27 protein-coding genes and 1 pseudogene are annotated in these 25,447 nt (G+C 59.4%); 16 read left to right on the top strand and 12 right to left on the bottom strand.

Annotation, left to right across the window (positions count from 1 at the left end; translation table 11 throughout):
* The first annotated feature begins 35 nt into the window (after positions 1–35).
* The 3 genes from NTD87_RS01220 (at position 36) to NTD87_RS01210 (ending at position 3,068) form a co-directional block, all read left to right on the top strand.
* Positions 36–1,454, top strand: a complete 1,419-nt coding sequence (locus tag NTD87_RS01220) for an aminotransferase (protein WP_262111290.1) — start codon at positions 36–38, stop codon at positions 1,452–1,454.
* Positions 1,451–2,365, top strand: coding sequence for a helix-turn-helix domain-containing protein (locus NTD87_RS01215; protein ID WP_410017446.1), 915 nt, complete (start codon positions 1,451–1,453; stop codon positions 2,363–2,365). Before NTD87_RS01220 ends, NTD87_RS01215 begins: the two co-directional genes overlap by 4 nt.
* 142 nt (positions 2,366–2,507) lie before the next feature.
* Positions 2,508–3,068 carry a lipid-binding SYLF domain-containing protein gene (locus NTD87_RS01210; protein WP_262111288.1) on the top strand — a complete coding sequence of 187 codons (561 nt, stop codon included), beginning with the start codon at positions 2,508–2,510 and terminating at the stop codon, positions 3,066–3,068.
* 50 nt (positions 3,069–3,118) lie between these two features.
* Here NTD87_RS01210 and NTD87_RS01205 read toward each other — a convergent pair whose 3' ends face one another.
* Positions 3,119–3,328, bottom strand: a complete 210-nt coding sequence (locus NTD87_RS01205) for a hypothetical protein (RefSeq protein WP_262111287.1) — start codon at positions 3,326–3,328, stop codon at positions 3,119–3,121.
* Positions 3,329–3,616: 288 nt separating this feature from the next.
* Here NTD87_RS01205 and NTD87_RS01200 point away from each other — a divergent pair, with 288 nt between their 5' ends.
* The 3 genes from NTD87_RS01200 (at position 3,617) to NTD87_RS01190 (ending at position 4,604) form a co-directional block, all read left to right on the top strand.
* The gene (locus NTD87_RS01200; RefSeq protein ID WP_262111286.1) at positions 3,617–3,775 is read left to right on the top strand and encodes a DUF3309 domain-containing protein; all 159 of its coding nucleotides are present in this window, start codon (positions 3,617–3,619) and stop codon (positions 3,773–3,775) included.
* Between the two features lie 113 nt (positions 3,776–3,888).
* Positions 3,889–4,104, top strand: a complete 216-nt coding sequence (locus NTD87_RS01195; protein ID WP_262111285.1) for a glycine zipper 2TM domain-containing protein — start codon at positions 3,889–3,891, stop codon at positions 4,102–4,104.
* Between the two features lie 50 nt (positions 4,105–4,154).
* Entirely contained in the window at positions 4,155–4,604 is a 450-nt protein-coding gene (locus NTD87_RS01190) for a carboxypeptidase regulatory-like domain-containing protein (protein ID WP_262111283.1), read from the top strand.
* 30 nt (positions 4,605–4,634) lie between these two features.
* Here NTD87_RS01190 and NTD87_RS01185 read toward each other — a convergent pair whose 3' ends face one another.
* Together NTD87_RS01185 and NTD87_RS01180 are read right to left on the bottom strand one after the other, a co-directional pair.
* Positions 4,635–5,330 carry a Crp/Fnr family transcriptional regulator gene (locus NTD87_RS01185; protein WP_262111282.1) on the bottom strand — a complete coding sequence of 232 codons (696 nt, stop codon included), beginning with the start codon at positions 5,328–5,330 and terminating at the stop codon, positions 4,635–4,637.
* Positions 5,331–5,449: 119 nt separating this feature from the next.
* Positions 5,450–6,178: a Crp/Fnr family transcriptional regulator gene (locus NTD87_RS01180; protein WP_262111280.1), complete on the bottom strand. Its 729-nt coding sequence runs from the start codon at positions 6,176–6,178 to the stop codon at positions 5,450–5,452.
* Between the two features lie 225 nt (positions 6,179–6,403).
* Between NTD87_RS01180 and NTD87_RS01175 the strand changes: the two genes are divergently transcribed.
* Positions 6,404–7,477 (top strand): NAD(P)-dependent alcohol dehydrogenase, encoded by a 1,074-nt coding sequence (locus NTD87_RS01175; RefSeq protein WP_262111278.1) that lies wholly within the window; start codon positions 6,404–6,406, stop codon positions 7,475–7,477.
* 129 nt (positions 7,478–7,606) lie between these two features.
* Here NTD87_RS01175 and NTD87_RS01170 read toward each other — a convergent pair.
* The 7 genes and pseudogenes from NTD87_RS01170 to NTD87_RS01140 all read right to left on the bottom strand — a co-directional run.
* Positions 7,607–8,008: pseudogene (locus NTD87_RS01170) on the bottom strand (Crp/Fnr family transcriptional regulator); the annotation flags it as partial.
* Positions 8,009–8,181: 173 nt separating this feature from the next.
* Positions 8,182–8,607, bottom strand: coding sequence for a potassium channel family protein (locus tag NTD87_RS01165; protein ID WP_262111276.1), 426 nt, complete (start codon positions 8,605–8,607; stop codon positions 8,182–8,184).
* A gap of 236 nt (positions 8,608–8,843) precedes the next feature.
* Positions 8,844–9,179, bottom strand: a complete 336-nt coding sequence (locus NTD87_RS01160; RefSeq protein ID WP_262111275.1) for a c-type cytochrome — start codon at positions 9,177–9,179, stop codon at positions 8,844–8,846.
* A gap of 157 nt (positions 9,180–9,336) precedes the next feature.
* Positions 9,337–10,038 carry a VIT family protein gene (locus NTD87_RS01155; protein WP_262111273.1) on the bottom strand — a complete coding sequence of 234 codons (702 nt, stop codon included), beginning with the start codon at positions 10,036–10,038 and terminating at the stop codon, positions 9,337–9,339.
* Positions 10,039–10,133: 95 nt separating this feature from the next.
* The gene (locus tag NTD87_RS01150; RefSeq protein ID WP_262111272.1) at positions 10,134–11,294 is read right to left on the bottom strand and encodes an iron-containing alcohol dehydrogenase; all 1,161 of its coding nucleotides are present in this window, start codon (positions 11,292–11,294) and stop codon (positions 10,134–10,136) included.
* Positions 11,295–11,297: 3 nt separating this feature from the next.
* Entirely contained in the window at positions 11,298–12,689 is a 1,392-nt protein-coding gene (locus tag NTD87_RS01145) for an aldehyde dehydrogenase family protein (protein ID WP_262111271.1), read from the bottom strand.
* A 7-nt stretch (positions 12,690–12,696) separates the two neighbouring features.
* Positions 12,697–14,070, bottom strand: coding sequence for a glutamine synthetase family protein (locus tag NTD87_RS01140; RefSeq protein WP_262111269.1), 1,374 nt, complete (start codon positions 14,068–14,070; stop codon positions 12,697–12,699).
* A 339-nt stretch (positions 14,071–14,409) separates the two neighbouring features.
* On the opposite strand from NTD87_RS01140, the gene NTD87_RS01135 reads away from it, so the two are divergent.
* The 9 genes from NTD87_RS01135 to NTD87_RS01095 all read left to right on the top strand — a co-directional run bounded on the left by NTD87_RS01135 (position 14,410) and on the right by NTD87_RS01095 (position 23,349).
* Positions 14,410–14,727: a Rieske (2Fe-2S) protein gene (locus NTD87_RS01135; protein ID WP_262111268.1), complete on the top strand. Its 318-nt coding sequence runs from the start codon at positions 14,410–14,412 to the stop codon at positions 14,725–14,727.
* 89 nt (positions 14,728–14,816) lie between these two features.
* On the top strand, positions 14,817–16,265 hold the full coding sequence (gene sufB, locus NTD87_RS01130) for a Fe-S cluster assembly protein SufB (protein ID WP_262111267.1): 1,449 nt from the start codon (positions 14,817–14,819) through the stop codon (positions 16,263–16,265).
* 16 nt (positions 16,266–16,281) lie between these two features.
* Entirely contained in the window at positions 16,282–17,046 is a 765-nt protein-coding gene (sufC, locus tag NTD87_RS01125; protein WP_262111266.1) for a Fe-S cluster assembly ATPase SufC, read from the top strand.
* The gene (gene sufD, locus NTD87_RS01120; RefSeq protein ID WP_262111265.1) at positions 17,043–18,353 is read left to right on the top strand and encodes a Fe-S cluster assembly protein SufD; all 1,311 of its coding nucleotides are present in this window, start codon (positions 17,043–17,045) and stop codon (positions 18,351–18,353) included. The genes sufC and sufD overlap by 4 nt, the downstream gene beginning before the upstream one ends.
* Positions 18,350–19,624: a cysteine desulfurase gene (locus NTD87_RS01115; protein ID WP_262111263.1), complete on the top strand. Its 1,275-nt coding sequence runs from the start codon at positions 18,350–18,352 to the stop codon at positions 19,622–19,624. Before sufD ends, NTD87_RS01115 begins: the two co-directional genes overlap by 4 nt.
* Complete coding sequence (sufU, locus tag NTD87_RS01110) at positions 19,621–20,079, top strand: Fe-S cluster assembly sulfur transfer protein SufU (protein ID WP_262111261.1); 459 nt, start codon at positions 19,621–19,623, stop codon at positions 20,077–20,079. Before NTD87_RS01115 ends, sufU begins: the two co-directional genes overlap by 4 nt.
* 6 nt (positions 20,080–20,085) lie before the next feature.
* Positions 20,086–20,934 (top strand): putative Fe-S cluster assembly protein SufT, encoded by an 849-nt coding sequence (gene sufT / locus NTD87_RS01105; protein ID WP_262111260.1) that lies wholly within the window; start codon positions 20,086–20,088, stop codon positions 20,932–20,934.
* Between the two features lie 24 nt (positions 20,935–20,958).
* Positions 20,959–22,947 (top strand): thioredoxin domain-containing protein, encoded by a 1,989-nt coding sequence (locus NTD87_RS01100; RefSeq protein ID WP_262111259.1) that lies wholly within the window; start codon positions 20,959–20,961, stop codon positions 22,945–22,947.
* 42 nt (positions 22,948–22,989) lie between these two features.
* On the top strand, positions 22,990–23,349 hold the full coding sequence (locus NTD87_RS01095) for a carboxymuconolactone decarboxylase family protein (protein WP_262111258.1): 360 nt from the start codon (positions 22,990–22,992) through the stop codon (positions 23,347–23,349).
* A 39-nt stretch (positions 23,350–23,388) separates the two neighbouring features.
* Here NTD87_RS01095 and NTD87_RS01090 read toward each other — a convergent pair whose 3' ends face one another.
* Positions 23,389–24,018, bottom strand: coding sequence for a c-type cytochrome (locus NTD87_RS01090; protein WP_262111257.1), 630 nt, complete (start codon positions 24,016–24,018; stop codon positions 23,389–23,391).
* A gap of 10 nt (positions 24,019–24,028) precedes the next feature.
* The gene (locus NTD87_RS01085; protein WP_262111256.1) at positions 24,029–25,270 is read right to left on the bottom strand and encodes a molybdopterin-dependent oxidoreductase; all 1,242 of its coding nucleotides are present in this window, start codon (positions 25,268–25,270) and stop codon (positions 24,029–24,031) included.
* Positions 25,271–25,447 lie beyond the last annotated feature (177 nt).

Here is a 25,447-nt window from a genome sequence, read left to right as displayed (position 1 = left end):
GCGATCTGCTTGTTTTTTCTATTCGAGAACATTTTATGGCCACCCCAACCCAAGATTTCTTTGCTACGTTTGAACAGACCAAACTGGTAAAAGCCGATAAAGCCCATTACATGCACGGTTATCACGTGTTCGATGAACATCAGGAGCAGGGCGCGCTCAACATCGTTGCCGGCGACGGTGCGTATATCTACGACACCGAAGGCAATCGCTTCCTCGATGCGGTCGGCGGCATGTGGTGTACGAACATCGGCCTGGGCCGTGAGGAAATGGCCTTGGCCATCGCCGATCAGGTGCGGCAACTGGCGTATTCGAACCCGTTCTCCGACATGTCCAATGCGGTGGCCATTCAGCTCTGCGAAAAACTCGCCAGCCTGGCACCGGGGGATCTCGATCACGTGTTCCTCACCACGGGTGGGTCCACGGCGGTGGACACCGCGTATCGACTGGTTCAGTTCTATCAGAACAGTCGCGGCAAACCGCAGAAGAAACACGTTATCGCCCGTTACAACGCCTACCACGGTTCAACCTGCCTGACGATGTCGATTGGCAACAAGGCGGCGGACCGCGTGCCAGAGTTCGACTACGCCCACGACAAGATTCATCACATCTCCAATCCCAACCCTTACCGCGCGCCCAAGGGCATGAGCGAGGCGCAATTTCTCGAATTCCTGGTGCAGGAGTTTGAAGACAAGATCCTCACCCTTGGCGCCGATAACGTCGCCGCGTTTTTCGCCGAACCGATCATGGGCTCGGGTGGCGTGATCATTCCACCAAAGGGTTATCTGTTGCGCATGTGGGAAGTCTGCCAAAAGTACGACATCCTTTTTGTCGCAGACGAGGTCGTCACCTCATTTGGCCGTTTGGGCAAGTTCTTCGCCTCGTACGACGTATTTGGCGTGCAACCGGACATCATCACCACCGCCAAAGGCCTCACATCGGCTTACCTGCCACTGGGCGCCTGCATCTTTTCCGAGGGTATCTGGAAAGTCATTGCCGAACCCGGCAAGGGCCGTTGTTTCAGCCACGGCTTCACTTACAGCGGTCATCCGGTGTGCTGCACAGCCGCGCTGAAGAACATCGAAATCATCGAGCGGGAAAACCTGTTGGCCCATGTCGACACGGTTGGCAGCTATCTGGAACAACGCTTGAGCACGCTGCGAGACTTGCCGTTAGTGGGTGATGTGCGCTGCCAAAAACTGATGGCCTGTGTCGAGTTCGTCGCGGACAAGGACACCAAGGCGTTGTTTGCCGATGAGGTGAACATCGGCGAAAGAATTCACATACGCGCTCAAGCGAAAGGCCTGTTGGTGCGGCCGATCATGCACCTCAATGTCATGTCGCCGCCGTTGATCATCAGTCATGCGCAAGTGGACGAGATCGTTGAAACCCTGCGTCAGTGCATTCTCGACGTTGCGGCTGAACTTCAGGAACAAGGGCTGTACGCCGGTCAATGAGCCCCGTAGACATGACTTTGCGAGCCACTGGCTCACCCGCTAGACTGCGGGGCATGAGCAAAGCACACGACGACACCTTGATTGCATTGTCCTTTCGCGCCTTGCATCAATGGCACGCCGGCGTACAGGAAGCGTTTGCCCATGTCGAAGAGCCCGATGCTCTTCGATACCTGGCGCTGGCCCTCGGACATTTAGTGACGATTGAGTCGGTGATGATCAGCCTGGAGCGCAAGGACCGGCCGCCGCACTTGCTGTTTCAACAAGGCATACCCGAGCAATATCGCGATTCGATCATCGACCGGTATTTCTCCGGCGGCTACTTGCTCGACCCGTTTTGCCTGGCGGTGGAGCAGGGGTTGGCTGAAGGCTTTTATCACCTGGAGGAAATCGCCCCGGACAATTTCTTCGACAGCGAGTATTACAAAACCTACTACCTGAAAGCCGGTTGCTCGGAAGACAGCTTTTACATTGTCGATCTGGGTAATAACAGCAAGGTCTCTGTCAGTCTGTTCCAGGGTTTTGGCGGCGAATGCTTGAGAGCCGATCAATTGAATCTGCTGCGCGCGGTCGAGCCCATGGTTCGGGAGCTGATCGCCCAATTTGCAAAACGCGGGCTCCAGCGCAATGCCGCCATTTATGAACAAGGCGTCATTGCCGACAGTACACAAGCCGGTATCAAGCTGAGTATTCAAGCGGCCTTCGAGAACTTCGGCTGTGATCTGCTGACCGACCGTGAGCGCGAAGTCGCGCATATGATCCTGCGTGGCCACTCCGTCAAATCCACAGCCAGCGAGATGGGGATTTCTCCGGAAACCGTGCGTATGCACCGCAAGAATCTGTATTTGAAACTGGGGGTTAGTTCTCAGTCGGAGCTGTTCGCGCAGTTTATCGAGTGGCTGCGTCAGGATTGAACCGGTTCCGACACGTGCAGTGTGCGCCACCGAACAGACGTGGGGCGGTAGCTACTACACTCTAATGTGCAGTCGGCGGCTGCCCCTCATGCTGGTTATCGGCTTGCCGCATCGTTTGTATCGCTGGCATTGGAGTACAACCATGACAACCTCACTACGCTCACTTCTATTTATCGCGCTCGCCACTTTGTCGCTGGCTTCAACCGGTTTGCTCAATACTGCAAGCGCCGCAACAGCCCAGGATCTGGATCAAGACTCCCGGCATGCCTTGCAAATCCTCTACAAAGCCAATCCGTTGGCAGAGACCATGTCGCGCACTGCCAAGGCTGTGCTGGTGTTCCCTAAAGTCATCAAAGCGGGCCTGGTGTTTGGCGGCAGTTATGGTGAGGGGGTGATGTTCAAAGGCCCCAAATCAGACAGTTACTACAACACAGTCACCGGTTCATGGGGGCTGCAGGCGGGTGCCCAGTCCTATGCTTATGCGCTGTTTCTGATGACAGACAAGGCGGTTAACTATGTGCGTGAGACCAAGGGGTGGGAAATTGGCGTAGGTCCGACCGTTGTCCTGGTTGACCAAGGTGTCGCGAAAAACCTGTCGAGCTCGACATTGAAAGACGATGCCTATGCGTTTGTCTTTGACCAGCAAGGCCTGATGGCAGGCGTCAGCATTGAAGGCACCAAGATTTCGCTGATCAAACGTTAAGCAGAACACGCTACGCGGTGATGATCGATCAACTGGGTTAGAGAGGCTGCCTAAGGCAGTCTCTCCCAGACTTCCGTATTGGCTAGCTCGTGGTCTGTCGCGTGTTTCGCGTGGCCGTTTATAGGGCTCAGCTCATAACTGCCGGCTGCGTCATAGACTGCCAGGTAACGTACGCCACTGAGCTTGTGCAAGTAGCACAGCAATGGATGGCACTGTGCGTTGATGCGCAGTACCAGCGCTGAATCGGTCATTGTGTTCATGGTCATACCTGCTGCGGCGAACGCTGCTCTGTTGTTATTTTTATCCTGCTCCTGATCGTCGCAATGATCTGTACGCCATCACACACTGTGCAACCTGAATACTGCAAAAAGCGTTGCACAAGCGAAATAACAACGACTGCGCAGCTGATCAACCAAACAATGACGATATGTGTGTTGCCGTACAGACTGCACCGGATACTTGCGCCAATTTGGTGACATGCACCGTGCAGATAAGGGACTCACTGCCTGCACATAATCCACTCACTTGCAGACTCAAGGAGAAACGCCATGAGCTTGGGCACAATACTGTTGATCTTGCTGGTTTTGCTGCTATTTGGCGCCATTCCGACATGGCCGCACAGCCGCAGTTGGGGATATGGACCTAGCGGTTTGTTGGGCGTGGTTGTTGTCGTGCTGATCGTGTTGCTGTTGCTGGGAAGGATTTGACACTTGTCACTAAAGCAAACGGCTATCCGTGTACTAGCGCACAGACCCCGTCCGGCGACCACGCGCACTCTGAGTGACAGGCAGATTGCTGCCAGTCACTCACCGGAGAAAACATGAAAACCCTGCACAAATTCACGCTCGGCGCTTTAACGGTAGCCTTGCTCATCAGTTTGAGTGGTTGTCCCAGCATGTCGACACGAGGGCGCAACACGGCCATTGGCGCTGGCGTCGGTGCTGTCGGCGGGGCCGTACTGACTGGAGGCAGCGCTTTGGGGACTGTCGGTGGAGCGGCCGTGGGCGGAGTCATTGGTCACGAAATCAGAAATTAGTTTCCCAATTCACTGTCATTCGTTTCAGTACGATCCAAGGAGCATTCATCATGATGTTCAGTCATTCACTAACGCTTCCAAGACTCGCATTGGCCCTATTGCTGGGTGTGTCACCCCTGGTGGTGCATGCGGCCACCGAAGAATCGCCTGACCTGTCTGTCGTACGGCTGGAGCCGCAGGAGCAGAATGGAATCCACTATGTATCAGGCGGCATTGGCCTGGATGAATCACAGGCCTTGCTCCAGACCCAGGGCTACAACCTGCACATGACCTTTTCAATAGGTAAAGGCAATCAGTACCAAAGCAATGTCGACGTGGTGATCCAGAGCGAAAAAGGCAGCCCCCTGTTGTCGCTGAGTCAGGTCGGTCCCATCGTGTACGTTCAGTTACCGGCCAACAAATACTTGGTCATTGCCACTTTCAATGGACATGAAGAGCGCCACACCATTGCACTCGATGGTAAATCCGTCGAAACGCTGAATTTGCATTGGAGTGAATAGCGTGCAACCCAGTGCCGATTTACGGCGAGGTCATAGTGGGAGCGAGTGGGTGTCGCTATAGCATTCGCATGACGCCGCTTCCAATCCCTTGCGGTCAATAATCGTGATTTCACCGCGGGTATAGCGGATCAACCCACGCTGTTGCAGTGCGCCAGCGGCCAACGTCACGCCACTACGCCGAACCCCAAGCATGTTCGCCAGCGACACGTGGGTCAGATGAAAGTGGTTGGCGTGCGCACGATCGTGGGTCATCAGTAACCAGCGCGCCAGGCGCGGTTCGATTTCATGGAAATGGGTACAGGCAGCGGTTTGAGCGAGTTGCATCAGCTGCACATACAGGTATTGATTGAGCCTGCGCAACAATAACGGGCTATTGCGCAGTGCGATCTGCAGCTGTAAGCCGCTCATCCTCAGACACGTGCCGGCCCCTTGCACCACGGCACGCATGGGGGCGGTATTCACCCCCAGCGCAAGGGTCGCCCCGAGCATTCCTTCGTTACCGATCAGGCCCACCTGAAGAGGAGGGTGGCCGTGTAACGTGACCACTTGAGAGATGAACGCGGTTTGCGGGAAGTACACATGCAGGATCGGATGACCCGATTCACACAGGACGGTGCCAAAGGTCAGTTCGACGTTATCGCACTGCGCCTCCAGCCGGCCGTAGTCAATTTTCGACAGCCCCTGGAGTAGTCGGTTTTCGACCGGCCGATTTGTGGTCATTGGCATGCGAATGTCCTGCAGCACCGTGGGCCCTGAATGGGCGTGACAGGTGCCGAACCGTCGTGTGCTTGCAGTGTGGGTGACGCCGGCAGGGCGGTCTGTACGCTAGAACACGCAGGTGCGGGTCAGCGAGCCGGTTTAAACGGAACATAGGGCAGCAAGCGCTCGGTTTCTTTTCTGACGACGGCGTAGCACTCACAGCTCAGTTCTTCGAGCCTGGTTCTATCCAGCACCTTGATGTGGCCACGGCTGTATTCGATGACGCCCAGGCGTTGCAGCTTGCCGGCGGCATCGGTTACGCCCTCGCGGCGTACGCCCAGCATGTTGGCGATCAATTCCTGGGTCATGATCAACTGATTGTCTTGCAGGCGATCGAGGGACAGCAGCAACCAGCGGCACAATTGTTGATCTATGGAGTGGTGGCGATTGCACACTGCGGTCTGGGCCATCTGCGTGATCAACGCCTGGGTGTAGCGCAACATCAACAGGAGCATCTCCCCGTGGCGGTTGAACTCATCCTTGAGTCGCTGGCCGGGCAACCGGTAAGCATGCCCGGCACTCTGGACAATGGCCCGGCTTGGCGTGCTTTCACCGCCCATGAAGACGGCGATGCCGATCAAGCCTTCATTGCCGACCACCGAAATCTCCGCCGATGCGCCGTTTTCCATCACATACAGAAGAGACACGATGGAATCGGTGGGGAAGTAGACGTGGCGCAGGGCATCCCCAGACTCGTAGAGCACCTTGCCGAGCGGCAGGGTGATCAGTTCAAGGTAGGGCAACAAACGCTCCAACGCTAATGCGGGAAGAGCCGCCAAAAGATGGTTCTGTTGTGGCTTGGGAGCATCAAGCATTTCAGCCACCGTCCGAAAGTGAGTTTTCCGATACCTACAGATTAATCCATGGCGCGCTGTGTACGTTGCCGTACGAAGCCGTCCGTCGGTTTTGGTCTGCACATTCAAGTGTGCTGGGACCTTCCCGGTAATTATTGACCATGATCAATCGCTCGCCCGCGACCCCGGCGCATTCTGAGCCTCGTGTTCAATTCAAGCCCCTGTACAGGGGCAGGAGAGATCGTCATGGCAGTCATGAAAGCGGCGATATTTGTCGAGAAGAATCGGATCGTCCTCGATGACAAACCGATCCCGGAGGTCGGCCCATTGGATGCGCTGGTCCGTATTACCACGACGACAATCTGCGGCACAGACGTGCACATTCTGCGCGGCGAGTATCCCGTCGCCAAAGGGCTGACCGTCGGCCATGAACCGGTGGGCGTTATCGAGCGCCTCGGCTCCCAGGTACGCGGCTTTGTTGAAGGGCAACGGGTAATCGCCGGGGCAATCACCCCCAGCGGTCAAAGTTATGCCTGCCTGTGCGGTTGTGCCTCACAGGATGGCCCGGACACCCGTCATGGCTTCCGGGCCACGGGTGGCTGGAAGTTCGGCAATATCATCGATGGCTGCCAGGCCGAGTACGTGTTGGTGCCGGACGCCCTGGCCAACTTGTGTCCGATCCCGGACGGTCTCAGCGACGAACAAGTGCTGATGTGCCCGGACATCATGTCCACCGGCTTTTCCGGGGCGGAGCGGGGCGAGGTGAGCATTGGCGATACGGTGGCGGTATTCGCCCTCGGGCCGATCGGGCTCTGTGCAGTGGCCGGTGCACGCCTCAAAGGCGCGACCACCATCATCGGCGTCGACACCGTGGCAGAGCGGATGAGCGTCGCCCGACGGTTGGGGGCGTCCCATGTGGTCAACTTCAAGGACGGCGATGTGGTTGCGCAGATCATGGCCCTGACCGATGGGCGCGGTGTCGATGTGGCCATTGAAGCATTGGGAACCCAGGGCACGTTCGAGTCCGCCCTGCGGGTACTGCGTCCCGGCGGCCGGCTGTCCAGCCTGGGGGTGTACTCCAGTGACCTGCGAATTCCCCTGGATGCCTTTGCTGCTGGTCTGGGGGATTACAGCATCGTTACCACGCTGTGCCCTGGCGGCAAAGAGCGTATGCGCCGCTTGATGGCGGTGGTGGCCAGCGGCGCCGTCGATCTGTCACCGCTGGTGACCCACCGTTTCAAACTGGACGATATCGAAGCGGCTTATGAGCTGTTTGCCCAGCAACGTGACGGGGTGATGAAGGTTGCGATTACGCCGTGATGAGGCCAGAGCGTGTTGCAGTCATGAGCGTTGAATCGCCCCCCGGAACGCCGATATCCGACCCTCCGGGGGGCGATTTCTTTATAGGCTGAGACGGTGAATGACCTGCCGGGTATCGTCAGGATCATGACGCAGTCCAAGGTAGGAACCAATCTCTTCGCGCCGCATCTTCAGGACAGACTCCCTGGATGAATAACCGCGAATGCCGAACCGCTGAGACAGATTAAGCAGAAAAGCCGCCAGGCGTTCGTCCGAGCTCATGTTGCCCATCATCAGCATGCTGTGATCACGGACGATTTCCCTGCTCAGGAGTTTGTTCAGATTGTGCTGCAGTGAAGGCAGCTCATGGGCGAGCTTCTCCAACTGGGCGAAATGGATGGGGCAAACCTCGCTGTCCTCAAGGGCGAAAGCATTGCAGGCGTGCTGCTCTGCACTGATCGCATCCAGGCCTAGCATCTCGCCGAGCATTTGAAAACCGGTGACCTGCTCGCGGCCATCAAGTGACAGCACACTGGTTTTGAAAGAGCCTATGCATAGGCGTTGTGAGTCCAGACAAACACTTCATTTGAGCGCTGTAGGGGAGGGGCGACGAACGGGGGGGACGCTGATGATCCAGATGCAAAGACGCAAACCCGAAGAGGCTCCTCGCGCCGGATGTCATTGGCAACAGGAAACAGGAAACAGGAAACAGGAAACAGGAAACGTCATTTGCCTTTCCAGTACCTCTGCATCTCGAGAAACAGAAACGATGCGGTCCAGGAGATGAGTACCAGACCGGTCAGTGCCTGCAACCCAGTCAGGTACTTGAGTTTCCCCATGGGGGATATATCGCCGAAACCGATCGTGGTGAAGGTGGTGAAGGAAAAGTACACGCAGTCCATGAACGAGCCGTCAAAGTTGCCCTTCAGACTTCCCCACTCGCCAGAGCCAGCCATCAGGTAATAAACCAGTGCGAAGCACCAGACTTCTACCGCATGGGCCAGCAGCGCACCGAATACGCCAACCACGATTCTGAATCGGCTCCAGACCTTAAGTCTGGGTAGCCAGTCGTTCAGGCGCGACAGACATTCGTAGTGGATCAACACCGCTACGATCACCACCAGCGTATTGATCAGCGTTACTGCAAGCATGACGAACCTCGAAAGTGCGAGCTCCTGTGCCGATCAGGCACGCGAGGGGTACTTTCCCCGACCACAACATCTTAGGTTTGTCCGCCTCACCATCAAGTCTGGGGTCAGTTGATCCACTGCAGAGGGCGTCGATAAGGATTCATAACGCAAACGGCATTTTTTAATATTTGAGGTTCCGGCTGGCGCCAGAATGAAAAAATCAGACTCTGATTAATCGTCTATCCGGAACGGATACACTACTTCTGCTTATGCAGGTATTGCTGTATTGCATCAACCTCAAGTTTGTTTGGTGTCGCACCGTTGTCAGATTTGAAGCTGGCACCCTTCCAGTGTGGCATTGGCCCCTTTAGAGGCTTTCCATGGTCATCAATACCGTTCAATACGGCCCGTTCAAATACCGTTGACTTCCACTCGCTGGCATCTCCAGCCAATTTAGGTGCTGATCCCCCAATGCCTTGAGGCCCATGGCAGACGCTACAGTTCTCTTGGTAAAGCGCCTCCCCATCTGGGGAGGAAGCAATAGTCGATGAGCAAAAGAGTAGAGTCATCATTGCAAAAAACGCATGCTTCATTTCCGGCTCCTTGGCAGGCCAATAGCTGCGTGGGTCACAAAGAAGGGGAATGCCTTCCACGGCGAGAACCCTTGAGTTGCTATTGGGTGAAAGAGTAGCAGGTCGAATAGGGGGGGACTGAGTCAATTCCTGTTCTCAAGTACATTTCATATAAACGCTAAGTAACCGCACCGAATGAAATACCGACTGCAGCCGTAATGGCCATCGCCAGCGCGCCCCACAGCGTCACCCGCCATGCCCCCATCAGAAGATCGGCGCCACCAGCCTTGGCGGCAATACCTCCCAATGTACCCAGGAATACCAGTGACATGCCCGATATCCACGGGATCACACTGTGAGGTGGTGCGAGGATGGTCACGCCCAGCGGTAATGCTGCGCCAACAATAAAACTCGCCGCCGAGGACAGTGCTGCCTGCAGTGGTTTTGCGCTGAGCGCATCAGAAATGCCCAGTTCGTCGCGCGCATGTGATCCCAGTGCATCGTGCGCCATGAGTTGCGTTGCGACTTTTCTGGCGAGCTCGGGTTCAACGCCGCGCCCCATGTAGATAGCTGCCAACTCCCTATGCTCAGCAACCGGAGCCGTCTCAAGCTCTGTTTGTTCGCGCAATAGATCAGCCCGTTCGGTATCCGCCTGGGAGTGCACGGAGACGTATTCTCCTGCCGCCATCGACATTGCACCTGCCACCAGCCCGGCGATACCGGTGACGAGTAACGTGCTGTGGGTGGCATTGGCTGCGGCCACCCCGATCAACAGACTGGCAGTCGATACAATGCCGTCGTTGGCGCCCAGTACCGAGGCTCGAAGCCAGCCGATCCGGTCATGTTTATGGGACTCAGCGTGCTTGCGAAAGAACTTCATCTTTGAAATCTACTCACTGTCGTTGCGTCAATGTCGATTAAAAATCTGCCGCGGTGAGTCGGTCAGTCGCATCTGATCTTGATCAGATGAGGGCTCTAAAGACGGCCGTGATAAGCCGCATCGAAAATTTCTGCCGCGCCGTTGCGTGTCAATGGCAGCGGGTTGCCGCAGGCAGTGGGGTCGACAACCGCCATGTCCGCGATCAGATCGGCTTGCCGATCATCCACCCCCAGCTCAAACAGCGTATGCGGTACGCCGATGTCCTTGCGCAACTTGAGGACGAAGGCCAGGAAGCTATCGAAACCTGGAGAGGGCAGACGCAGATAAGCCGCGAGGCGGGTGATGCGTTCCTCGATGGCCGGACGATTGAACTTCAATACATAGGGCATGAAGGTGGCATTGGTCATGCCGTGATGGGTGTCGTACAGGGCGCCCACCGGATGTGAGAGCGCGTGTATCGCGCCCAGACCTTTCTGAAAGGCAGTGGCGCCCATCGCAGCAGCCGCGAGCATTTCCGCTCGCGCCTCAAGGTCGGAAGGTGTACGTACTGCCCGCACCAGGGCATTGGCCACCAGGCGCATGCCTTCCACCGCAATGCCTTCGGCCATCGGATGAAAACCGGGGGCGCAGTACGATTCCAGGCAATGCGCAAACGCATCCATGCCAGTACCGGCGGTGACCTTTGCCGGCATGCCGACGGTGAGCGCCGGGTCGCTGATGACCACCCGCGGCATCATCTTCGGGTGGAAAATGATGCGTTTGGTGTGCGTGCGCTCGTCGATGATCACCGCCGCACGCCCCACCTCGGATCCGGTACCCGCAGTGGTCGGCACTGCAATGATCGGGGCGATGCTGCCTTCGTCGGCGCGTGTCCAGTAGTCGCCGATGTCTTCGAAATCCCATACCGGTCGGGTCTGGCCGCTCATGAAGGCAATAAGCTTGCCCATGTCCAGGCCGCTGCCGCCACCGAAGGCGACCACCCCATCGTGGTTGCCGGCGCGCCAGGCGTCGAGCCCACCTGCCAGATTGGCCTCAACCGGATTGGGCTTGAGGTCAGAAAACAGCACAGCGCCGAGGCCGGCGTCGCGCAAGGATTCCAGCGCTGCGGTGGTGATCGGCGCACGTGCCAGGCCACTGTCGGTGACCAGCAACGGGCGCTGGATACCTTGACTGCGGCAGGTTTCAGCCAGCTCGGCGATACGGCCAACACCGAAGTGGATGCTCGTGGGGTAGTTCCAGTTCGCGGTCAGGCTCATGGCTCAGGTCTCGTGGCGCAGATGGAAGGATTTGGCGCGGGTCAGGTGCTCAAAGCCCAGGCGTGACAGCGTTATGCCGCGCCCGCTGTTCTTCACCCCGGTCCAGGCCAGGGCCGGGTCCAGGTAGTCGCAGCGGTTCATGAACACGGTGCCGGTGGCGATCTCGTTGCCGATACGTTCGGCGGCGGCGAGATCCTGGGTCCAGAGGGAGGCGCTGAGCCCGAATTCACTGTCGTTCATCAAGGAGATGGCTTGGTCATCGCTGGCGACAGGCATGATGCCGACCACCGGACCGAAGCTTTCCTCACGCATCACCGACATGTGATGCGTGACGTCGACTAACACCTGCGGCGCGAGGTAGGCGCTGCCCGGCGCGTCAGCAGGGAAGGTCTTCGGATCGATCAGCGCACGGGCGCCCTTCGACAATGCATCGGCGATTTGCCCGCGAACGAACTCAGCGGCGCTTGGTGTGACCAGTGGGCCGAGCGTGGTGGCTTCGTCGAGTGGGTTGCCGAGCACGTATTGACGGGTCAAGGCGACGAAGCGCTCGACAAACGCCGGGTAAATTTTTTCATCGACATATATACGCTCGACGGCGCAGCAGCTTTGCCCGGAGTTGAAGAAGCTGCCGTCCACCAGGTTTTCCACGGCATGCTCAAGGTTGGCGTCTGCTCGCACGTAGGCCGGATCTTTGCCGCCGAGCTCCAGGCCCATACCGAGGAAGCTTCCGGCGGCGGCGATTTCTATTGCCTTGCCCGCGTCGACTGAACCGGTGAAGTTCACCTGCTGCACACGTCCTGAGGCAATGATCGCGGCGGTTTGGTGATGGTCGAGCAACAGGTTATGAAACAGGCCAGCGGGCAGATGGGCGCGGCGCATGGCCTCGGCGAAGCGTTCGCCGACCAGCAGCGTTTGCGAGGCGTGCTTGAGGATGACGCTGTTGCCGGCCATCAGCGCCGGGATAATCGTATTCACCGCCGTCAGGTACGGGTAGTTCCAGGGTGCGACGACCAGCACCGTACCCAGTGGCTCGCGTTGGATATAACGCCGAAAGCCCGCGACAGGCGCGGGCTCTAGCGCTGCCAGTGCCTCAGGCGCAATCGCAATCATGTGGCGGGCACGCTCTTCGAAACCGCGCAGCTCGCCGGCACCGAAACGTACTGGGCGGCCCATCTGCCAAGCCAGTTCCGGCACGATTTCAGCCTTCATTGCCAGCATCGCGTCCACCGCGGCGTTACAGAAAACGGCGCGTTCGCTCAATGGCCGGCGCTTCCATTGCGCCTGGGCGGCAGCGGCAGCCGCCAGAGCCTGTTCGATCTGCGTCGCATCGGCGCAGCGGCGTTCGGCGTAGACCCGGCCATCGACCGGTGAGATGAGTTGAATCATCGAAGTCATGGTGGTCTCAATAGCGCTCAAAGCCGCGCTGCAGTTCCCAGTCGGTTATCCGTCGGTCGTACTCTTTCTGCTCCCAGTCGGCGGTGTGCACGTAGTGGTCAATCACCTCATCGCCGAACGCCTCACGCAACATAGTCGAGACCCGGAGCGCGGCGCAGGCCTCGCGCAGGGTCTTCGAGACTTCAGGCAAGTGCTCGTCGAGGTAGGCATCGCCCTCGAAGGGGGGCGCCAGGCTGAGCTTTTCGTCGATACCGGCCAGGCCCGCGGCGATCAGGGCGGCGAAGGCCAGGTAGGGATTGAGGTCAGCGCCGCCGATGCGACATTCGATGCGGATGGCTTTGCTGCCTTCTGCGCACAACCGAAAGCCCGCGGTGCGATTGTCCCGACTCCACACCGCCCGCGTCGGCGCGAAGGTGCCGGCCTGAAAGCGCTTGTATGAATTGATGTAGGGCGCGAGAAAACAGGTGATGTCATTGGCGTATTTGAGCTGCCCGGCCACCCAGGAACGCATCAATTTCGACATGCCAAATTCGGCCTTTGGGTCGAAAAACAGCGGCTTTTTGGCATTTTTGTCCCACAACGAATTGTGGATATGGCTGCTGGAACCGGCGGCGTCATAGCGCCACTTGGCCATGAACGTGATCGCCTTGCCTTGCAGTTGCGCGATCTCTTTGCAGGCGTGCTTGATGATGACGTGGTGGTCGGCCATGGTCAGGGCATCGGCATAACGGATGTTGATCTCTTCCTGGCCCGGCCCCCATTCACCCTTGGAGTTTTCCACGGGAATTCCCGATGCCTGCAGATGTTTGCGAATCGCCCGCAGCACCGGCTCTTCGCGGGTGGTCTGCAGGATGTTGTAATCCTCGATGTAGTGGCCGGCTGTTTTCGGCTTGTGGTAGTTGCGTTCGTGGATGGCCGCGTAACTCTCATCGAACAGGTAGAACTCCAGCTCAGAGGCGAACATGGCGCTGTAACCGCGCTCGTGCAGTCGTTCGACCTGTTTTTTCAGGATTGCCCGTGGGCTGTGGGGCAGATCCTTTCTGTGGTGATGATCGAGCACGTCGCAGAGCACCAGCGCCGTACATTCCAGCCACGGCACGCGCCGCAATGTGGCCATGTCGGGTTTGAGCACAAAATCGCCATAGCCTTTGCTCCAGCTGGCCGCGGCGTAACCCGGCACCGGCTCCATGTCGATGTCGTCGGCCAGCAGGTAATTGCAGCAGTGGGTCTCTTCATGGCCGCTGTCGATGAAAAACTCGACCTGGAATCGCTTGCCCACCAGTCGTCCCTGCATATCAACCATGCAGACCAGCACGGTATCGATCTCACCGCTGGCCGCGGCGCGTTTGAGTGCTTCGAAGCTGAGGAGGGGCTCGGTCATCACGTCAGTCCTGCGCGAAATATGAGCAATGAGCTGCTGAAAGCGTAGCCTACTGCTGCTGTAAACAAGTCTTGGCGGGCGAGACCCGACGAATCAGCAGCAGATCCAGAAGCTAAAATAACTATCAAGAAATGTCAGTCAGTTAAGTCAGTACGCAATCTGTAGCAGCTGGCGAAGCCTGCGTTCGGCCGCGAAGCGGTCGTGAAATCATGCGATGCGGACTTCCAGATCGACCGAGGAGGCAGGATTTACGACCGCTTCGCATTCGAACGCAGCCTTCGGCAGCTGCTACGAGTATGCGTTACACCCGGAATCTCTTATGCCTCCTGGAGTGACACCATGAGTGAATTCGTCAAGGTCGCCTGCGTAGGCGATATCGAACCGGGAAACGGCAAGACCGTGAACCTTGGGGGAACGCCCGTCGCGCTGTTCAATGTGGACGGCGAGTATTTCGCCATCCACAACACCTGCCCGCACGAAGACGGGCCGCTGGGCGAAGGAATACTCTGCGACAACGTGGTGATTTGCCCGGTTCACGCCTACGAGTTCGACGTGACCAGCGGTGAATGCCTCACAGAACCGGCTTATCGAGTCGAGCAATTCGAGGTGCGGGTGGACGGCAACGACATTCTGTTGCGGCAGTCGTCGGATGTTTGAACGCTAAGGATGAGCTCGAGTTGCAAGCGATAGGGAAGGAGTATAGTTAAACGATCACATCGTCCTGCCAACAGCAGGAGGCATCAGCGATGAGTACCGACAATGCCAGGATCCGCGAGCTCAGCAATCGCGCCTACAAGTACGGCTTTGTCTCTGATCTTGAGAGCGACGCGGCCCCGCGCGGGCTCAATGAAGACCTCATCCGCCTGATCTCGGCGAAGAAGAGCGAACCGCAGTGGTTGCTGGACTGGCGCCTGAAGGCGTATCGCCACTGGCTGACGATGCGCGAGCCCACCTGGCAGAACGTCCACTTTGATCCCATCGACTACCAGGACATCATCTATTACTCGGCACCCAAGCCGAAAACGCCGGGGCCCAATAGTCTTGACGAGGTCGATCCCGAGCTGCGCGAGATGTTTGGCAAGCTTGGCATCTCGCTCGCCGAACAGGAGCGCCTGACCGGAGTTGCGGTGGATGCCGTGGTCGATTCGGTCTCGGTGGCGACCACCTTCAAGCACAAACTCGCCGAAGTTGGCGTGATCTTCTGCTCCTTCTCCGAAGCGGTGCAAAATCATCCGGAACTGGTGCGCAAATACCTGGGGTCGGTCGTGCCCTACAGCGACAACTTTTTCGCCACACTGAATTCGGCGGTGTTTTCCGACGGCTCTTTCTGCTACGTGCCCAAGGGCGTGCGCTGCCCAATGGAGCTGTCGACCTATTTCCGCATCAACGCCGCGGATACCGGCCAGTTCGAGCGCACGCTGATCGTTGCAGAGGAGGGCGCCTACGTGAGCTACCTCGAAGGCTGCACCGCACCGATGCGCGACAATAACCAACTGCACGCGGCGGTGGTCGAGCTGGTCGCGCTGGATAACGCCCGGATCAAGTACGCCACGGTGCAGAACTGGTACCCGGGCGATGCTCAAGGGCGCGGCGGGATCTTCAACTTCGTGACCAAACGCGGCAAGTGCGCCGGCGCGCACTCGAAGATTTCCTGGACCCAGGTCGAAACCGGCTCCGCGATCACCTGGAAGTATCCAGGGGTGATTCTCCAGGGCGACTATTCGGTCGGCGAGTTCTACTCGGTCGCCCTGACGGCCAATCACCAGCAGGCAGACACCGGCACCAAGATGATCCACATCGGCCGGCATACGCGTAGCACCATTCTCTCCAAGGGCATTTCCGCCGGCCATGGACAGAACACCTACCGTGGCCTGGTGAAGATCCAGAAGGCCGCGACGGGTGCCCGCAACCATACGCAGTGCGACTCCCTGCTGCTGGGCAGCCAGTGTGGCGCGCACACCTTCCCCTATATCGATGTGAAGAACCCGAGCGCCCAGGTCGAGCATGAGGCCTCCACCTCGAAGATCAGTGATGAGCAGCTCTTCTACTGCCGGCAGCGCGGCATAAGCGCCGAGGACGCGGTGCCGATGATCGTCAATGGCTTCTGCCGCGAGGTGCTCAAGGAACTGCCGATGGAGTTCGCAGTGGAAGCCCAGAAACTGCTGGGTGTGAGCCTGGAGGGTTGTGTGGGCTGAGGCCCGGGGTGGGAGCATGCTCGAGATCAATGATCTGCACGCCAGTGTCGAAGGCCGTGAGATTCTGCGGGGCATCACGCTGCGTATTGAAGCGGGCGAGGTGCACGCGATCATGGGGCCGAACGGCTCCGGCAAAAGCACGCTGGCCCAGGTGCTGGCGGGCCTCGACACCTACGAGGTCAGCGGCGAGGTGCTCTACGAAGGCCAGGACCTGCTCGCCATGCCGGCCGAAGCGCGCGCGGTTGCCGGGATCTTCCTCGCGTTCCAGTACCCGGTCGAGCTCCCCGGTGTCGGCAATCTGTATTTCCTGCGCACGGCGCTCAACGCTGTGCGCAAGCAGCGTGGGCTCGAAGAACTCGACGCGCTGGATTTTCTGACACTTGCCAAGGAGCGCATGGCGCTGGTGGAGATGGACCAGAGCTTCATGAACCGCTCCGTCAACGTGGACTTCTCGGGTGGCGAAAAGAAGCGCAACGAGATTTTCCAGATGGCGATTCTGGAGCCCAGGCTGGCGATCCTCGACGAGAGCGACTCGGGGCTCGACATAGACGCGCTGCGGATCGTCGCGGCAGGCGTCAACGCGCTGCGGAGCAAGGATCGTGCGCTACTGGTCATCACACACTACCAGCGACTGCTCGACTACATTGTCCCGGATCGCGTCCACGTCATGGCCAACGGCCGGATTGTGCAGTCCGGCGGTAAGGAGCTGGCCGTCGAGCTGGAAAAGCACGGCTATGCCAGCTTTGAACAGGCCACGCCAGTACCCGGAGCCGAGTCATGAACACCGCGGCGAGCGTAGCCTTCCTCGCCCGGCTCAAGCCCGAGGTCGACGCCCGGCATCCTGCCTGGTTGCAAGCATTGCGCTATGCAGCGTTCCAGTGGGTGGCCGAACAAGGCTTTCCCACGGCCAAGGACGAGTCCTGGAAATACACACGAGTCGCGCCCATCCTCGAGACCGCTTTCCAGCCGGCCGAGAGCCGGTACCCGTCCATTGCCAGCGTCGAGCGGCTGGTCGGCGACTATGGCGGCCCGCGACTGGTTTTCGTCAATGGCTTTTTTGACCCCGAGCTCTCGGTACTTGAGTGGCTACCTCCAGGCACACAAGTCACCCATTTCGCGCCGCTGCTGCGGGCCGACCGCGGGTCGCTCGAATCCGTGTTTGCGCAGGCGTTCCGCTCGCAGCCGCAGGCCTTTACGGCGCTCAATGCGGCACTCGCCGAGGACGGGGCGCTGGTGCGGATACCCGCCCACACAACGGTCGAAGCACCGATCCACCTGGTGTTCTTCTCGGACCCGGGCGCCACGCCGCGGGTATCCCATCCGCACACGATGGTGCAGGTGGGCGAAGGAAGCCGAGCGATCCTGGTGGAAAGCCACGTCGGCAGTGAAGGCGAGGTTTACCTCAGCAATGCCGTCAGCGAGGTGGTACTCGAAGCGGACGCTGTACTCGAACATTACACGGTGCAGAACGAAAGCACGTCGGCATTCCATGTCGCGCTGCTCAGCGTGCGCCAGGCTCAGGGCAGCCACTTTACTGCGCACTCGTTTGCACTGGGCGCGGCGCTGGCACGCCAGGAGGTGCGGGTCGTGCTCGAGGGGCCAGGTGCTGCGATCGCGCTGAACGGTTTGTACCTGCCCCGAGGCGAGCAGCACCTGGACAACCAGACGACCATCGAGCACCAGGCACCGCGCTGCACCAGCCGCGAGCTCTACAAGGGTGTGATCGATGATCATGGGCATGGAATCTTTGACGGGCGGATCATCGTGCGCCCACATGCAATGAAGACCGATGCCAGCCAGACCAACAAGAATCTGTTGTTGTCGACGTCGGCCCAGGTCAACACCCAGCCACGGCTTGAGATCTTCGCCGATGACGTCAAATGCGCTCACGGTGCCGCGGTTGGCCAGCTGGATGAGCAGGCTGTTTTCTACCTGCGCTCGCGAGGGATTCCGCTGGCGATGGCGCGGTCCGTGCTGACCGTTGCGTTCGTCAGCGAGATGCTCGAACTCATCCAGTTGAAGCCGCTGCGCGAGCATGTGGAACGGCTGGCCACCGCGCAGTTACGGGGCCAGGAGGTGTTGGCATGAGTGACCTCGAAAACAGCCTTCGGGCACTACCTGAACAGCTCGACCTTACGCCAGTCTATGACGTCGAGCGCGTGCGCCAGGCGTTCCCGATCCTCGCGGAGACAATCTACGGTAAACCGCTGATTTACCTCGACAGCGCCGCGACCAGCCAGAAACCGCAGGCGGTCATCGATGCCATGTCGCATTTCTTCTTGAAAGAAAACGCCAACGTGCACCGTGGCGTGCACTACCTCTCGGTGCGCGCCACCGAGGAGTACGAGAAAGCTCGGGCCAAGGTCCAGGGCTTCCTCAATGCCGAGCATATCGAAGAGATCGTCTTCGTCCGCGGCACGACCGAAGCGATCAATCTCGTGGCGCAAACCTATGGCAAGACTCAGGTTCGAGCGGGCGACGAGGTGTTGATCACTGCCATGGAGCACCACTCCAATATCGTGCCTTGGCAGATGCTCTGCGAACAGACTGGCGCCCGGTTGCGGGTAGCCCCCATTAATGACGCTGGCGAACTCCAGCTCGATGAGCTGGAGCGGCTGATCGGGCCCAGGACCCGACTGGTGGCTGTCACCCATGTCTCAAATGTGCTGGGCACCATCAACCCGATCCGGCGCATTGTCGAATTCGCTCACGCCAGGGGCGTACGCGTGCTGGTCGACGGCGCTCAGGCAGCTCCGCACCTTATGGTCGACGTGCGAGCGCTGGGCTGCGATTTCTACGCCTTGTCGGGTCACAAGATGTACGGTCCCACCGGCATCGGCGTGCTTTACGGTCGCCACGAGCTACTCGAAAGCATGCCGCCTTACCAGGGGGGCGGCGACATGATCCTCTCGGTCAGCTTCGAGAAGACCGTCTACAACAAACCACCCTACAAGTTTGAAGCCGGGACCCCGAACATGGCCGGTGCGATAGGCCTCGGCGCGGCGATCGACTTTCTCGGTGAACTGGGGCCAGAGGCCGTTGCTGCCCACGAGCAGGCCGTGCAGGCCTACGCAACGAAGGCGCTGGCGACGGTGCCCGGCCTCAGGCTGATCGGCACCGCCGCGCAGAAGGTCGGTGTCCTCTCGTTTGTCCTCGACGGCATCCACCCGCACGATATCGGCACCATCCTCGACCGCGAGGGGGTCGCGATTCGCACCGGGCACCACTGCGCACAACCCTTGATGAACCGTTTCGGTGTGGCAGCGACTGCTCGCGCCTCGCTCGGCTGCTACAGCACCGAGCAGGATATCGATGCGCTGGTGGCCGGCCTGGCCAAGGTTCAGGAGGTGTTTCGATGAGCGGCGATGAACTGCGCGACCTCTACCAGGACGTGATCATCGACCACGGTAAGCGGCCGCGTAATTTCCGCCCGATCGAGGGGGCGACCTGTACGGCGGAAGGCTTCAATCCGCTGTGCGGCGATCAGCTCAGGGTCTATATCAAGCTTGAGGACGGCGTGATCGCGGACATCGGCTTTCAGGGGGCTGGCTGCGCCATTTCCCAGGCCTCGGCCTCTTTGATGACCTTGGCAGTCAAGGGGAAAAAGCCTGCGCAAGCGCTGGAACTGTTTGCCCGTGTGCATTCGCTGCTCACTGAAGGGCCAAACAATCCGGTGGAGCCCGCAGAACTTGGCAAACTCGCCGTGCTTTCGGGGGTATGGGAGTTTCCCGTGCGGGTCAAGTGCGCCACCCTGGCCTGGCACACGTTGCGCAGTGCGCTCGAAGGCGGCGCCTCACAGGTCACGACGGAGTAATCAGCCATGGCAGCCAAATTACCAATCCCCGGCATTCACCTCAGCGACTCGGCGCGAAGAGTCTTGCTTGATGCTCTGGCAGATGGGCACGTGCGTGGGGTGCGGCTCAAGATCGACGAGCACTTCGCACATGAGTTTTTCTTCGAACGCGGTGCCGAAGGTGATATCACGGTCGAAACAGACGGCATCAAGCTGTTGCTCGATCCCGCGAGCGCAGGGCGAGCCGATGGTCTGTCCATCGATTTCGAGTATGACCTGCGCGGCGCCGGCTTCCACTTCGATAACCCGAATAAGCCGGGTTATCTGCAACCGATCGCGCTCACGCGGGACTGCGCGGTGACCCTGATTCCCGGAGGGGAGCGGTTGCAGTTGGGGCGTGGTGAGCATGTGGTGGTGACGCAGGCGCTCGGTGGCAGCTTCACGGTTCAAATCTCCAGGGGCCGGCTGGCGCGGATCGCCGCCAGCGATGCCGATGCGCTGGGCCAGGATGCTCCCCAGCAAGCGCAGCCCCAGGCGAGCGTGCAACCGGCGGTCAGCGGCGCGTTCGACATCCAGCAGGTGCTCGACGTGCTGCGTACCGTCTATGACCCGGAAATTCCGGTCAATGTGGTCGATCTCGGGTTGATCTACCAGTGCCAAACCCGGTCGCTGGCCGACGGTAGCCAGCGAGTCGAGATCAAGATGTCCATGACCGCGCCCGGTTGCGGGATGGGCGATGTGCTGAAGGAAGAGGCGCACGCCAAGGTCCAGACCATTCCCGGAGTCAGCGAGGTCGAGGTCGAGATTGTCTGGGAACCGCCCTGGGATCAAAGCCGCATGTCCGATGCGGCCCGGCTGCAATTGGGGCTGCTCTGAGGAACCCGGTGTGAGGAGCCAACCATGAGCAATCGACTCGCAAAAGAAACTTCGCCCTATCTGCGGCAGCACGCCGAGAACCCTGTCGATTGGTATCCCTGGGGCGAGGAGGCGTTTCGCCGCGCACGCGACGAGGACAAGCCCATCCACCTGTCGCTGGGTTATGCCGCCTGTCACTGGTGTCACGTGATGGCCCACGAGTCGTTCGAGAACCCGCAGATCGCGCGCCTGATGAACGAACGCTTCATCAACATCAAAGTCGACCGCCAGGAACGGCCTGACCTCGATGAGATTTATCAAAAAGTCGTGCAGATGATGGGGCAGGGGGGTGGCTGGCCGCTAACGGTGTTCCTGACTGCGCAGCGCGAACCGTTCTTCGGCGGCACCTATTTCCCACCACAGGAGGGTTATGGCAGGCCTGGGTTCACTCAACTCCTGCTCGGCTTGAGCGACGCCTGGCAGAACAACCGCGCGACGCTGCAGCTGAATGTCGAACAATTCCTCCAGGGCTACCGCACCATTGAGGCGTCAACGCTGGAGGGCGATACACCGCTGGAGCAAGACCAACCGACCGTCGCTGCTCGGTTGTTTGCCAGAAACACCGACCCTGTGCACGGCGGTCTGGGTAACGCACCGAAGTTTCCCAACCCGGCCTGCCATGATCTCGTCCTGCGCCTCTATCAGCGTCTACACGAGCCGGATCTGTTGCGCTCTGTGGAGCTGACCCTCGATCACATGGCAGCCGGAGGGCTCTACGATCACCTGGGCGGCGGGTTTGCTCGTTACTGCGTGGATGAGCGCTGGGCCGTGCCGCATTTCGAAAAGATGCTCTACGACAACGGCCAACTCGTGAAGCTCTATGCCGACGCCTATCGCGAGACCGGCAAGCCTGCCTGGCGACGGGTGTTCGAGGAGACGATCGACTACATCTTGCGTGACATGACCCATCCTGAGGGCGGTTTCTACGCCAGTGAGGATGCTGACAGCGAGGGTGAGGAAGGCAAGTTCTATGTGTGGACACCCGCCGAGGTGCAAGCCGTGCTCGGCGACCCGGACGCCGCCCTGGCTTGTCGGGCCTACGGCGTCACCGCCGCCGGCAACTTCGAGCATGGCAGCACCGTGCTGCATCGCGCAGTCGCGCTGGACGCGGCGCAGGAAGTACAACTGGCGGGCCTGCGCGACACGTTATTGCTGGCGCGTGCCCAACGTATTCGTCCGGGGCGTGACGAGAACATCCTCACCAGCTGGAACGCGCTAATGATCCAGGGCCTTTGCGCCGCCTGGCAGGCGACCGGAACCCGAGCCCACCTGGACGCCGCGAGGCGCGCCACCGACTTCATTCTGGACCGACTCTTGACCCCTGAGGGTGGCCTGTACCGGGCTTGGCGGGAGGGCACGGCCAAGGTCCCAGGCTTCCTCGATGACTACGCCTTCCTAGCCAACGCCTTGATCGATCTCTACGAGTGCGACTTCGATCAACGCTATTTCGAGCGCGCCACACAGTTGGTCGAGGTGATCCTCGATAAGTTCTGGGAGGACGGTCTCTACTTCACGCCCAGCGATGGCGAGATGCTGGTGCACAGACCTCGGGCGCCGCACGACAGTGCCTGGCCATCGGGAACCTCGGCCTGCGTGTTCGCTTTCTTGCGACTCTTTGAACTCACCGGCCGCGAGCTTTACCGCGAGCGTGCCGAGCAGGTTTTGGCGATGTACCGCGCCGCAGCCGCCCAGAATCCTTTCGGCTTCGCCCATCTTCTGGCGGCGCAGGACTGGGTACAGCGTGGCCCGATCAGCATCGTCATCGCCGGTGAACGCTCCGCCGCCAGCGCCTTGGTAGCGAGCCTGCAGCGCCGCTATCTGCCGGCACGTGTCCTGGCCTTTGCCGAAGATGTGCCCATCGGCGTGGGCCGGCATGCTCTTGCGGGGCAAACCAGCGCCTATGTGTGCCGAAACCGCACCTGCGCAGCCCCGGTGACCAGCGCCGCAGAACTCGTAGAGCGCTGTTTGAAATGAAAGGCGAGAACTGAACCGCACCTCCAACGCGAGGAGAGAAAGATGGACAGCAAGAGCGATCACAACCCGTACACGTACCAACGCCTGAAACATCAATACCCTGATTATTTTGATGCTATGGATGCCTTGGGTGCAGCGGTGCGTCATGCCGGCCCGCTGGACGAGAAAACCGTCCAGCTGATTCAGCTCAGTGCCGCGGCGGCCATCCGCTCTGAGGGCGCCGTGCACAGTCATACCAGACGGGCACTGGCAGCCGGTGCGACGACTGAGCAGATCCATCACACACTGCTCGCACTGACCAGCACGATCGGTTTCCCGACCGTCATTGCGGCCATGAGTTGGGTGGACGATGTGATCGGGAAAGGAGGCAATGCTGTACCTGACTCAGGACTCCCGGATTAACGGTGACAGCCTCAACGTTTGGCCGGGCCGGGAATGAACTCACTGATGCAGTACGAAAGTCGCCAGGGTTTTCAGATCGTCCGGGCTTAACTGCGTGAAAGGCGGCATCGGGACATCCCCCCATTTGCCGGTACCGCCCTGCTGAATACTGGACGACACCTTGGCCAGTGCCTGCGGGTCATTGGCATACTTGGCAGCCACATCGTGATAGGCCGGGCCTACGACCTTATGATCGATCGCGTGGCAAGACAGGCAAGAGTTGCTCTGGAGCAAGGCCATGGTGTCGGATTTTGCTACAGGCGTCGCTGAGGTCGAGGCAGCCTGCACATCGGCATCGCTTGCATGGGCACTACCGTAGGTCACCGCAAGGTAGGCGCCGATGATATTCACATCCTGATCGCTGATCGGAGCACCGTACACGTGCTGCATCTTGCTCGCTTCCCCAGTCCACTGCGCCAGGCTCATGCCGGGAGGCTGGAAGTTGATGTAATCGGCAGAATGGCAGGTGGAGCATTTCTGCTGGGCCAACGGGTAGCCAGGTAGCGCATTGGGCTTGAACACAGCCGTTTCGGGCGGCAATGTGATCGATAGTGGAGCTGCGCTAGCCATGGCGGCCAAACAAAACTGAGCCGCGCACAGCAAGGTGGTCATGGGTTTCGTGCATTTCATGCGGGGCCCCTCAGGCGACAGTCACGTGGCTGGTTTCTACGACGTGGCGGCGGTAGCCACCAGGGTTCCAGTCAGCTCGCAGCGGCTGCGTCTCGCCCGCACGGTTACTGGCTCGCACCATCAACTGTGTGGCGCCCTTGCTGGTAAAGGTGATCGGCAGCGTCCACTCACGGAAGGAGAACCGGCCAAGATCCTGCCCAAGCCTGGCTTCGCGCCAACTGTTTCCGCCGTCGATCGACACTTCCACCTTGTTGACCCCAACGCCGCCGTCGAACGCAATGCCCTTGAGCACTACGCTTTTTTTCAGCGGCAACACATCGCCGTGTTTGACGCTGGTAATGAAGCTGCGTACCGGCAACCTGGAAATCGGCACTGTTTGCGCCGCAGTGGTGCCGGGGGCGATACAGAAACAATCGTTGTCTGGAACGCGGTAGCCCTTAGCCATGAAGAAACCGTCGTAGGTGTGGTCGACGACTTCGATCTCACTCAGGTGCTTGACCCAGTACGTGCCGAAATATCCCGGCACCACCAGACGTATCGGGTAACCGTTGAGGAATGGCAGGTCGGTACCGTTCATCGACCAGGCGATCATGGGCTCGCCGTCCATGGCATGGCTGATATCCAGAGCCTTGATGTACTCCGGCGTGCTCGGCAGCACTGGCTTATCGAGCCCACGGAATGTCACTTGCCTGGCGTCGGCTTTCACCCCCGCCTTTTCCAATATCGCCTTGAGCGGTACCCCCACCCAGCGGGCATTACCCATTGAACCATTGCCCAGCTGAGCGCCGAACACGCGCGGCATAGAGAAGCCACGGCTGTTACCCGAACACTGATTGACGGCCACCACTTCTACCGGTTCGGCCAGAGCCTTGAGTTCTGCAAGGGAGAGTGACAGCGGTGTGTTGACCGAGCCCTTGATCGTCAGACGGTAACTGTCCGGATCGATGCTGGTAGGGATATTGGCCAGATGGTAACGCACAAAAAAAGCGTCATTGGGCGTGATGGGCCCTTCGTTGAAGATGGGAAACGGCGTCTCAAGGTGCGGCGGGCGGGTGGTTACCAGGGTCAACGGTCGTTTTTGCGGGTATTGCACCAGCGGTCGTGGGCCAGCAGCAAAGGTCACTTCTTCCGGTGTTTCATCGGCTGCCTTGGCAAGATTTGCCAATGGAGAAGACGCCAAAGCCAGGGCGAGTGCATCGCGTAGTACACGCCGGCGGCTCGGATTGCCGTTATCAACAAGACTGAACTTCATGCTGCTCTCTCCTTGATTTGTTTACTGAGATGCATCTGACCGCACCCCACACAGACCATAAGGGAGGAGAGGCATCCGACGTAATGTGCAAGTGGGTTTTCGATCAACTGACCAACTTCGATGAGCCAACCAGTATCGTCACGCGCAAAGCGATTGCTTTTCATTGAACGTCAGTGA

The sequence above is a fragment of the Pseudomonas sp. 6D_7.1_Bac1 genome (assembly GCF_025465945.1).
Lineage (GTDB): Bacteria > Pseudomonadota > Gammaproteobacteria > Pseudomonadales > Pseudomonadaceae > Aquipseudomonas.
Note: the sequence above shows the minus strand (reverse complement) of the source record. Positions and strands in the feature narration are given on the sequence as shown.

Excerpts from the sequence above, each read along its gene's own strand:
- NTD87_RS01220 (WP_262111290.1), top strand. The coding sequence starts at position 36 with ATGGCCACCCCAACCCAAGATTTCTTTGCTACGTTTGAACAGACCAAA.
- NTD87_RS01215 (WP_410017446.1), top strand. The coding sequence starts at position 1,451 with ATGAGCCCCGTAGACATGACTTTGCGAGCCACTGGCTCACCCGCTAGA.
- NTD87_RS01210 (WP_262111288.1), top strand. The coding sequence starts at position 2,508 with ATGACAACCTCACTACGCTCACTTCTATTTATCGCGCTCGCCACTTTG.
- NTD87_RS01205 (WP_262111287.1), bottom strand. The coding sequence starts at position 3,328 with ATGAACACAATGACCGATTCAGCGCTGGTACTGCGCATCAACGCACAG.
- NTD87_RS01200 (WP_262111286.1), top strand. The coding sequence starts at position 3,617 with ATGAGCTTGGGCACAATACTGTTGATCTTGCTGGTTTTGCTGCTATTT.
- NTD87_RS01195 (WP_262111285.1), top strand. The coding sequence starts at position 3,889 with ATGAAAACCCTGCACAAATTCACGCTCGGCGCTTTAACGGTAGCCTTG.
- NTD87_RS01190 (WP_262111283.1), top strand. The coding sequence starts at position 4,155 with ATGATGTTCAGTCATTCACTAACGCTTCCAAGACTCGCATTGGCCCTA.
- NTD87_RS01185 (WP_262111282.1), bottom strand. The coding sequence starts at position 5,330 with ATGCCAATGACCACAAATCGGCCGGTCGAAAACCGACTACTCCAGGGG.
- NTD87_RS01180 (WP_262111280.1), bottom strand. The coding sequence starts at position 6,178 with ATGCTTGATGCTCCCAAGCCACAACAGAACCATCTTTTGGCGGCTCTT.
- NTD87_RS01175 (WP_262111278.1), top strand. The coding sequence starts at position 6,404 with ATGGCAGTCATGAAAGCGGCGATATTTGTCGAGAAGAATCGGATCGTC.
- NTD87_RS01165 (WP_262111276.1), bottom strand. The coding sequence starts at position 8,607 with ATGCTTGCAGTAACGCTGATCAATACGCTGGTGGTGATCGTAGCGGTG.
- NTD87_RS01160 (WP_262111275.1), bottom strand. The coding sequence starts at position 9,179 with ATGAAGCATGCGTTTTTTGCAATGATGACTCTACTCTTTTGCTCATCG.
- NTD87_RS01155 (WP_262111273.1), bottom strand. The coding sequence starts at position 10,038 with ATGAAGTTCTTTCGCAAGCACGCTGAGTCCCATAAACATGACCGGATC.
- NTD87_RS01150 (WP_262111272.1), bottom strand. The coding sequence starts at position 11,294 with ATGAGCCTGACCGCGAACTGGAACTACCCCACGAGCATCCACTTCGGT.
- NTD87_RS01145 (WP_262111271.1), bottom strand. The coding sequence starts at position 12,689 with ATGACTTCGATGATTCAACTCATCTCACCGGTCGATGGCCGGGTCTAC.
- NTD87_RS01140 (WP_262111269.1), bottom strand. The coding sequence starts at position 14,070 with ATGACCGAGCCCCTCCTCAGCTTCGAAGCACTCAAACGCGCCGCGGCC.
- NTD87_RS01135 (WP_262111268.1), top strand. The coding sequence starts at position 14,410 with ATGAGTGAATTCGTCAAGGTCGCCTGCGTAGGCGATATCGAACCGGGA.
- sufB (WP_262111267.1), top strand. The coding sequence starts at position 14,817 with ATGAGTACCGACAATGCCAGGATCCGCGAGCTCAGCAATCGCGCCTAC.
- sufC (WP_262111266.1), top strand. The coding sequence starts at position 16,282 with ATGCTCGAGATCAATGATCTGCACGCCAGTGTCGAAGGCCGTGAGATT.
- sufD (WP_262111265.1), top strand. The coding sequence starts at position 17,043 with ATGAACACCGCGGCGAGCGTAGCCTTCCTCGCCCGGCTCAAGCCCGAG.
- NTD87_RS01115 (WP_262111263.1), top strand. The coding sequence starts at position 18,350 with ATGAGTGACCTCGAAAACAGCCTTCGGGCACTACCTGAACAGCTCGAC.
- sufU (WP_262111261.1), top strand. The coding sequence starts at position 19,621 with ATGAGCGGCGATGAACTGCGCGACCTCTACCAGGACGTGATCATCGAC.
- sufT (WP_262111260.1), top strand. The coding sequence starts at position 20,086 with ATGGCAGCCAAATTACCAATCCCCGGCATTCACCTCAGCGACTCGGCG.
- NTD87_RS01100 (WP_262111259.1), top strand. The coding sequence starts at position 20,959 with ATGAGCAATCGACTCGCAAAAGAAACTTCGCCCTATCTGCGGCAGCAC.
- NTD87_RS01095 (WP_262111258.1), top strand. The coding sequence starts at position 22,990 with ATGGACAGCAAGAGCGATCACAACCCGTACACGTACCAACGCCTGAAA.
- NTD87_RS01090 (WP_262111257.1), bottom strand. The coding sequence starts at position 24,018 with ATGAAATGCACGAAACCCATGACCACCTTGCTGTGCGCGGCTCAGTTT.
- NTD87_RS01085 (WP_262111256.1), bottom strand. The coding sequence starts at position 25,270 with ATGAAGTTCAGTCTTGTTGATAACGGCAATCCGAGCCGCCGGCGTGTA.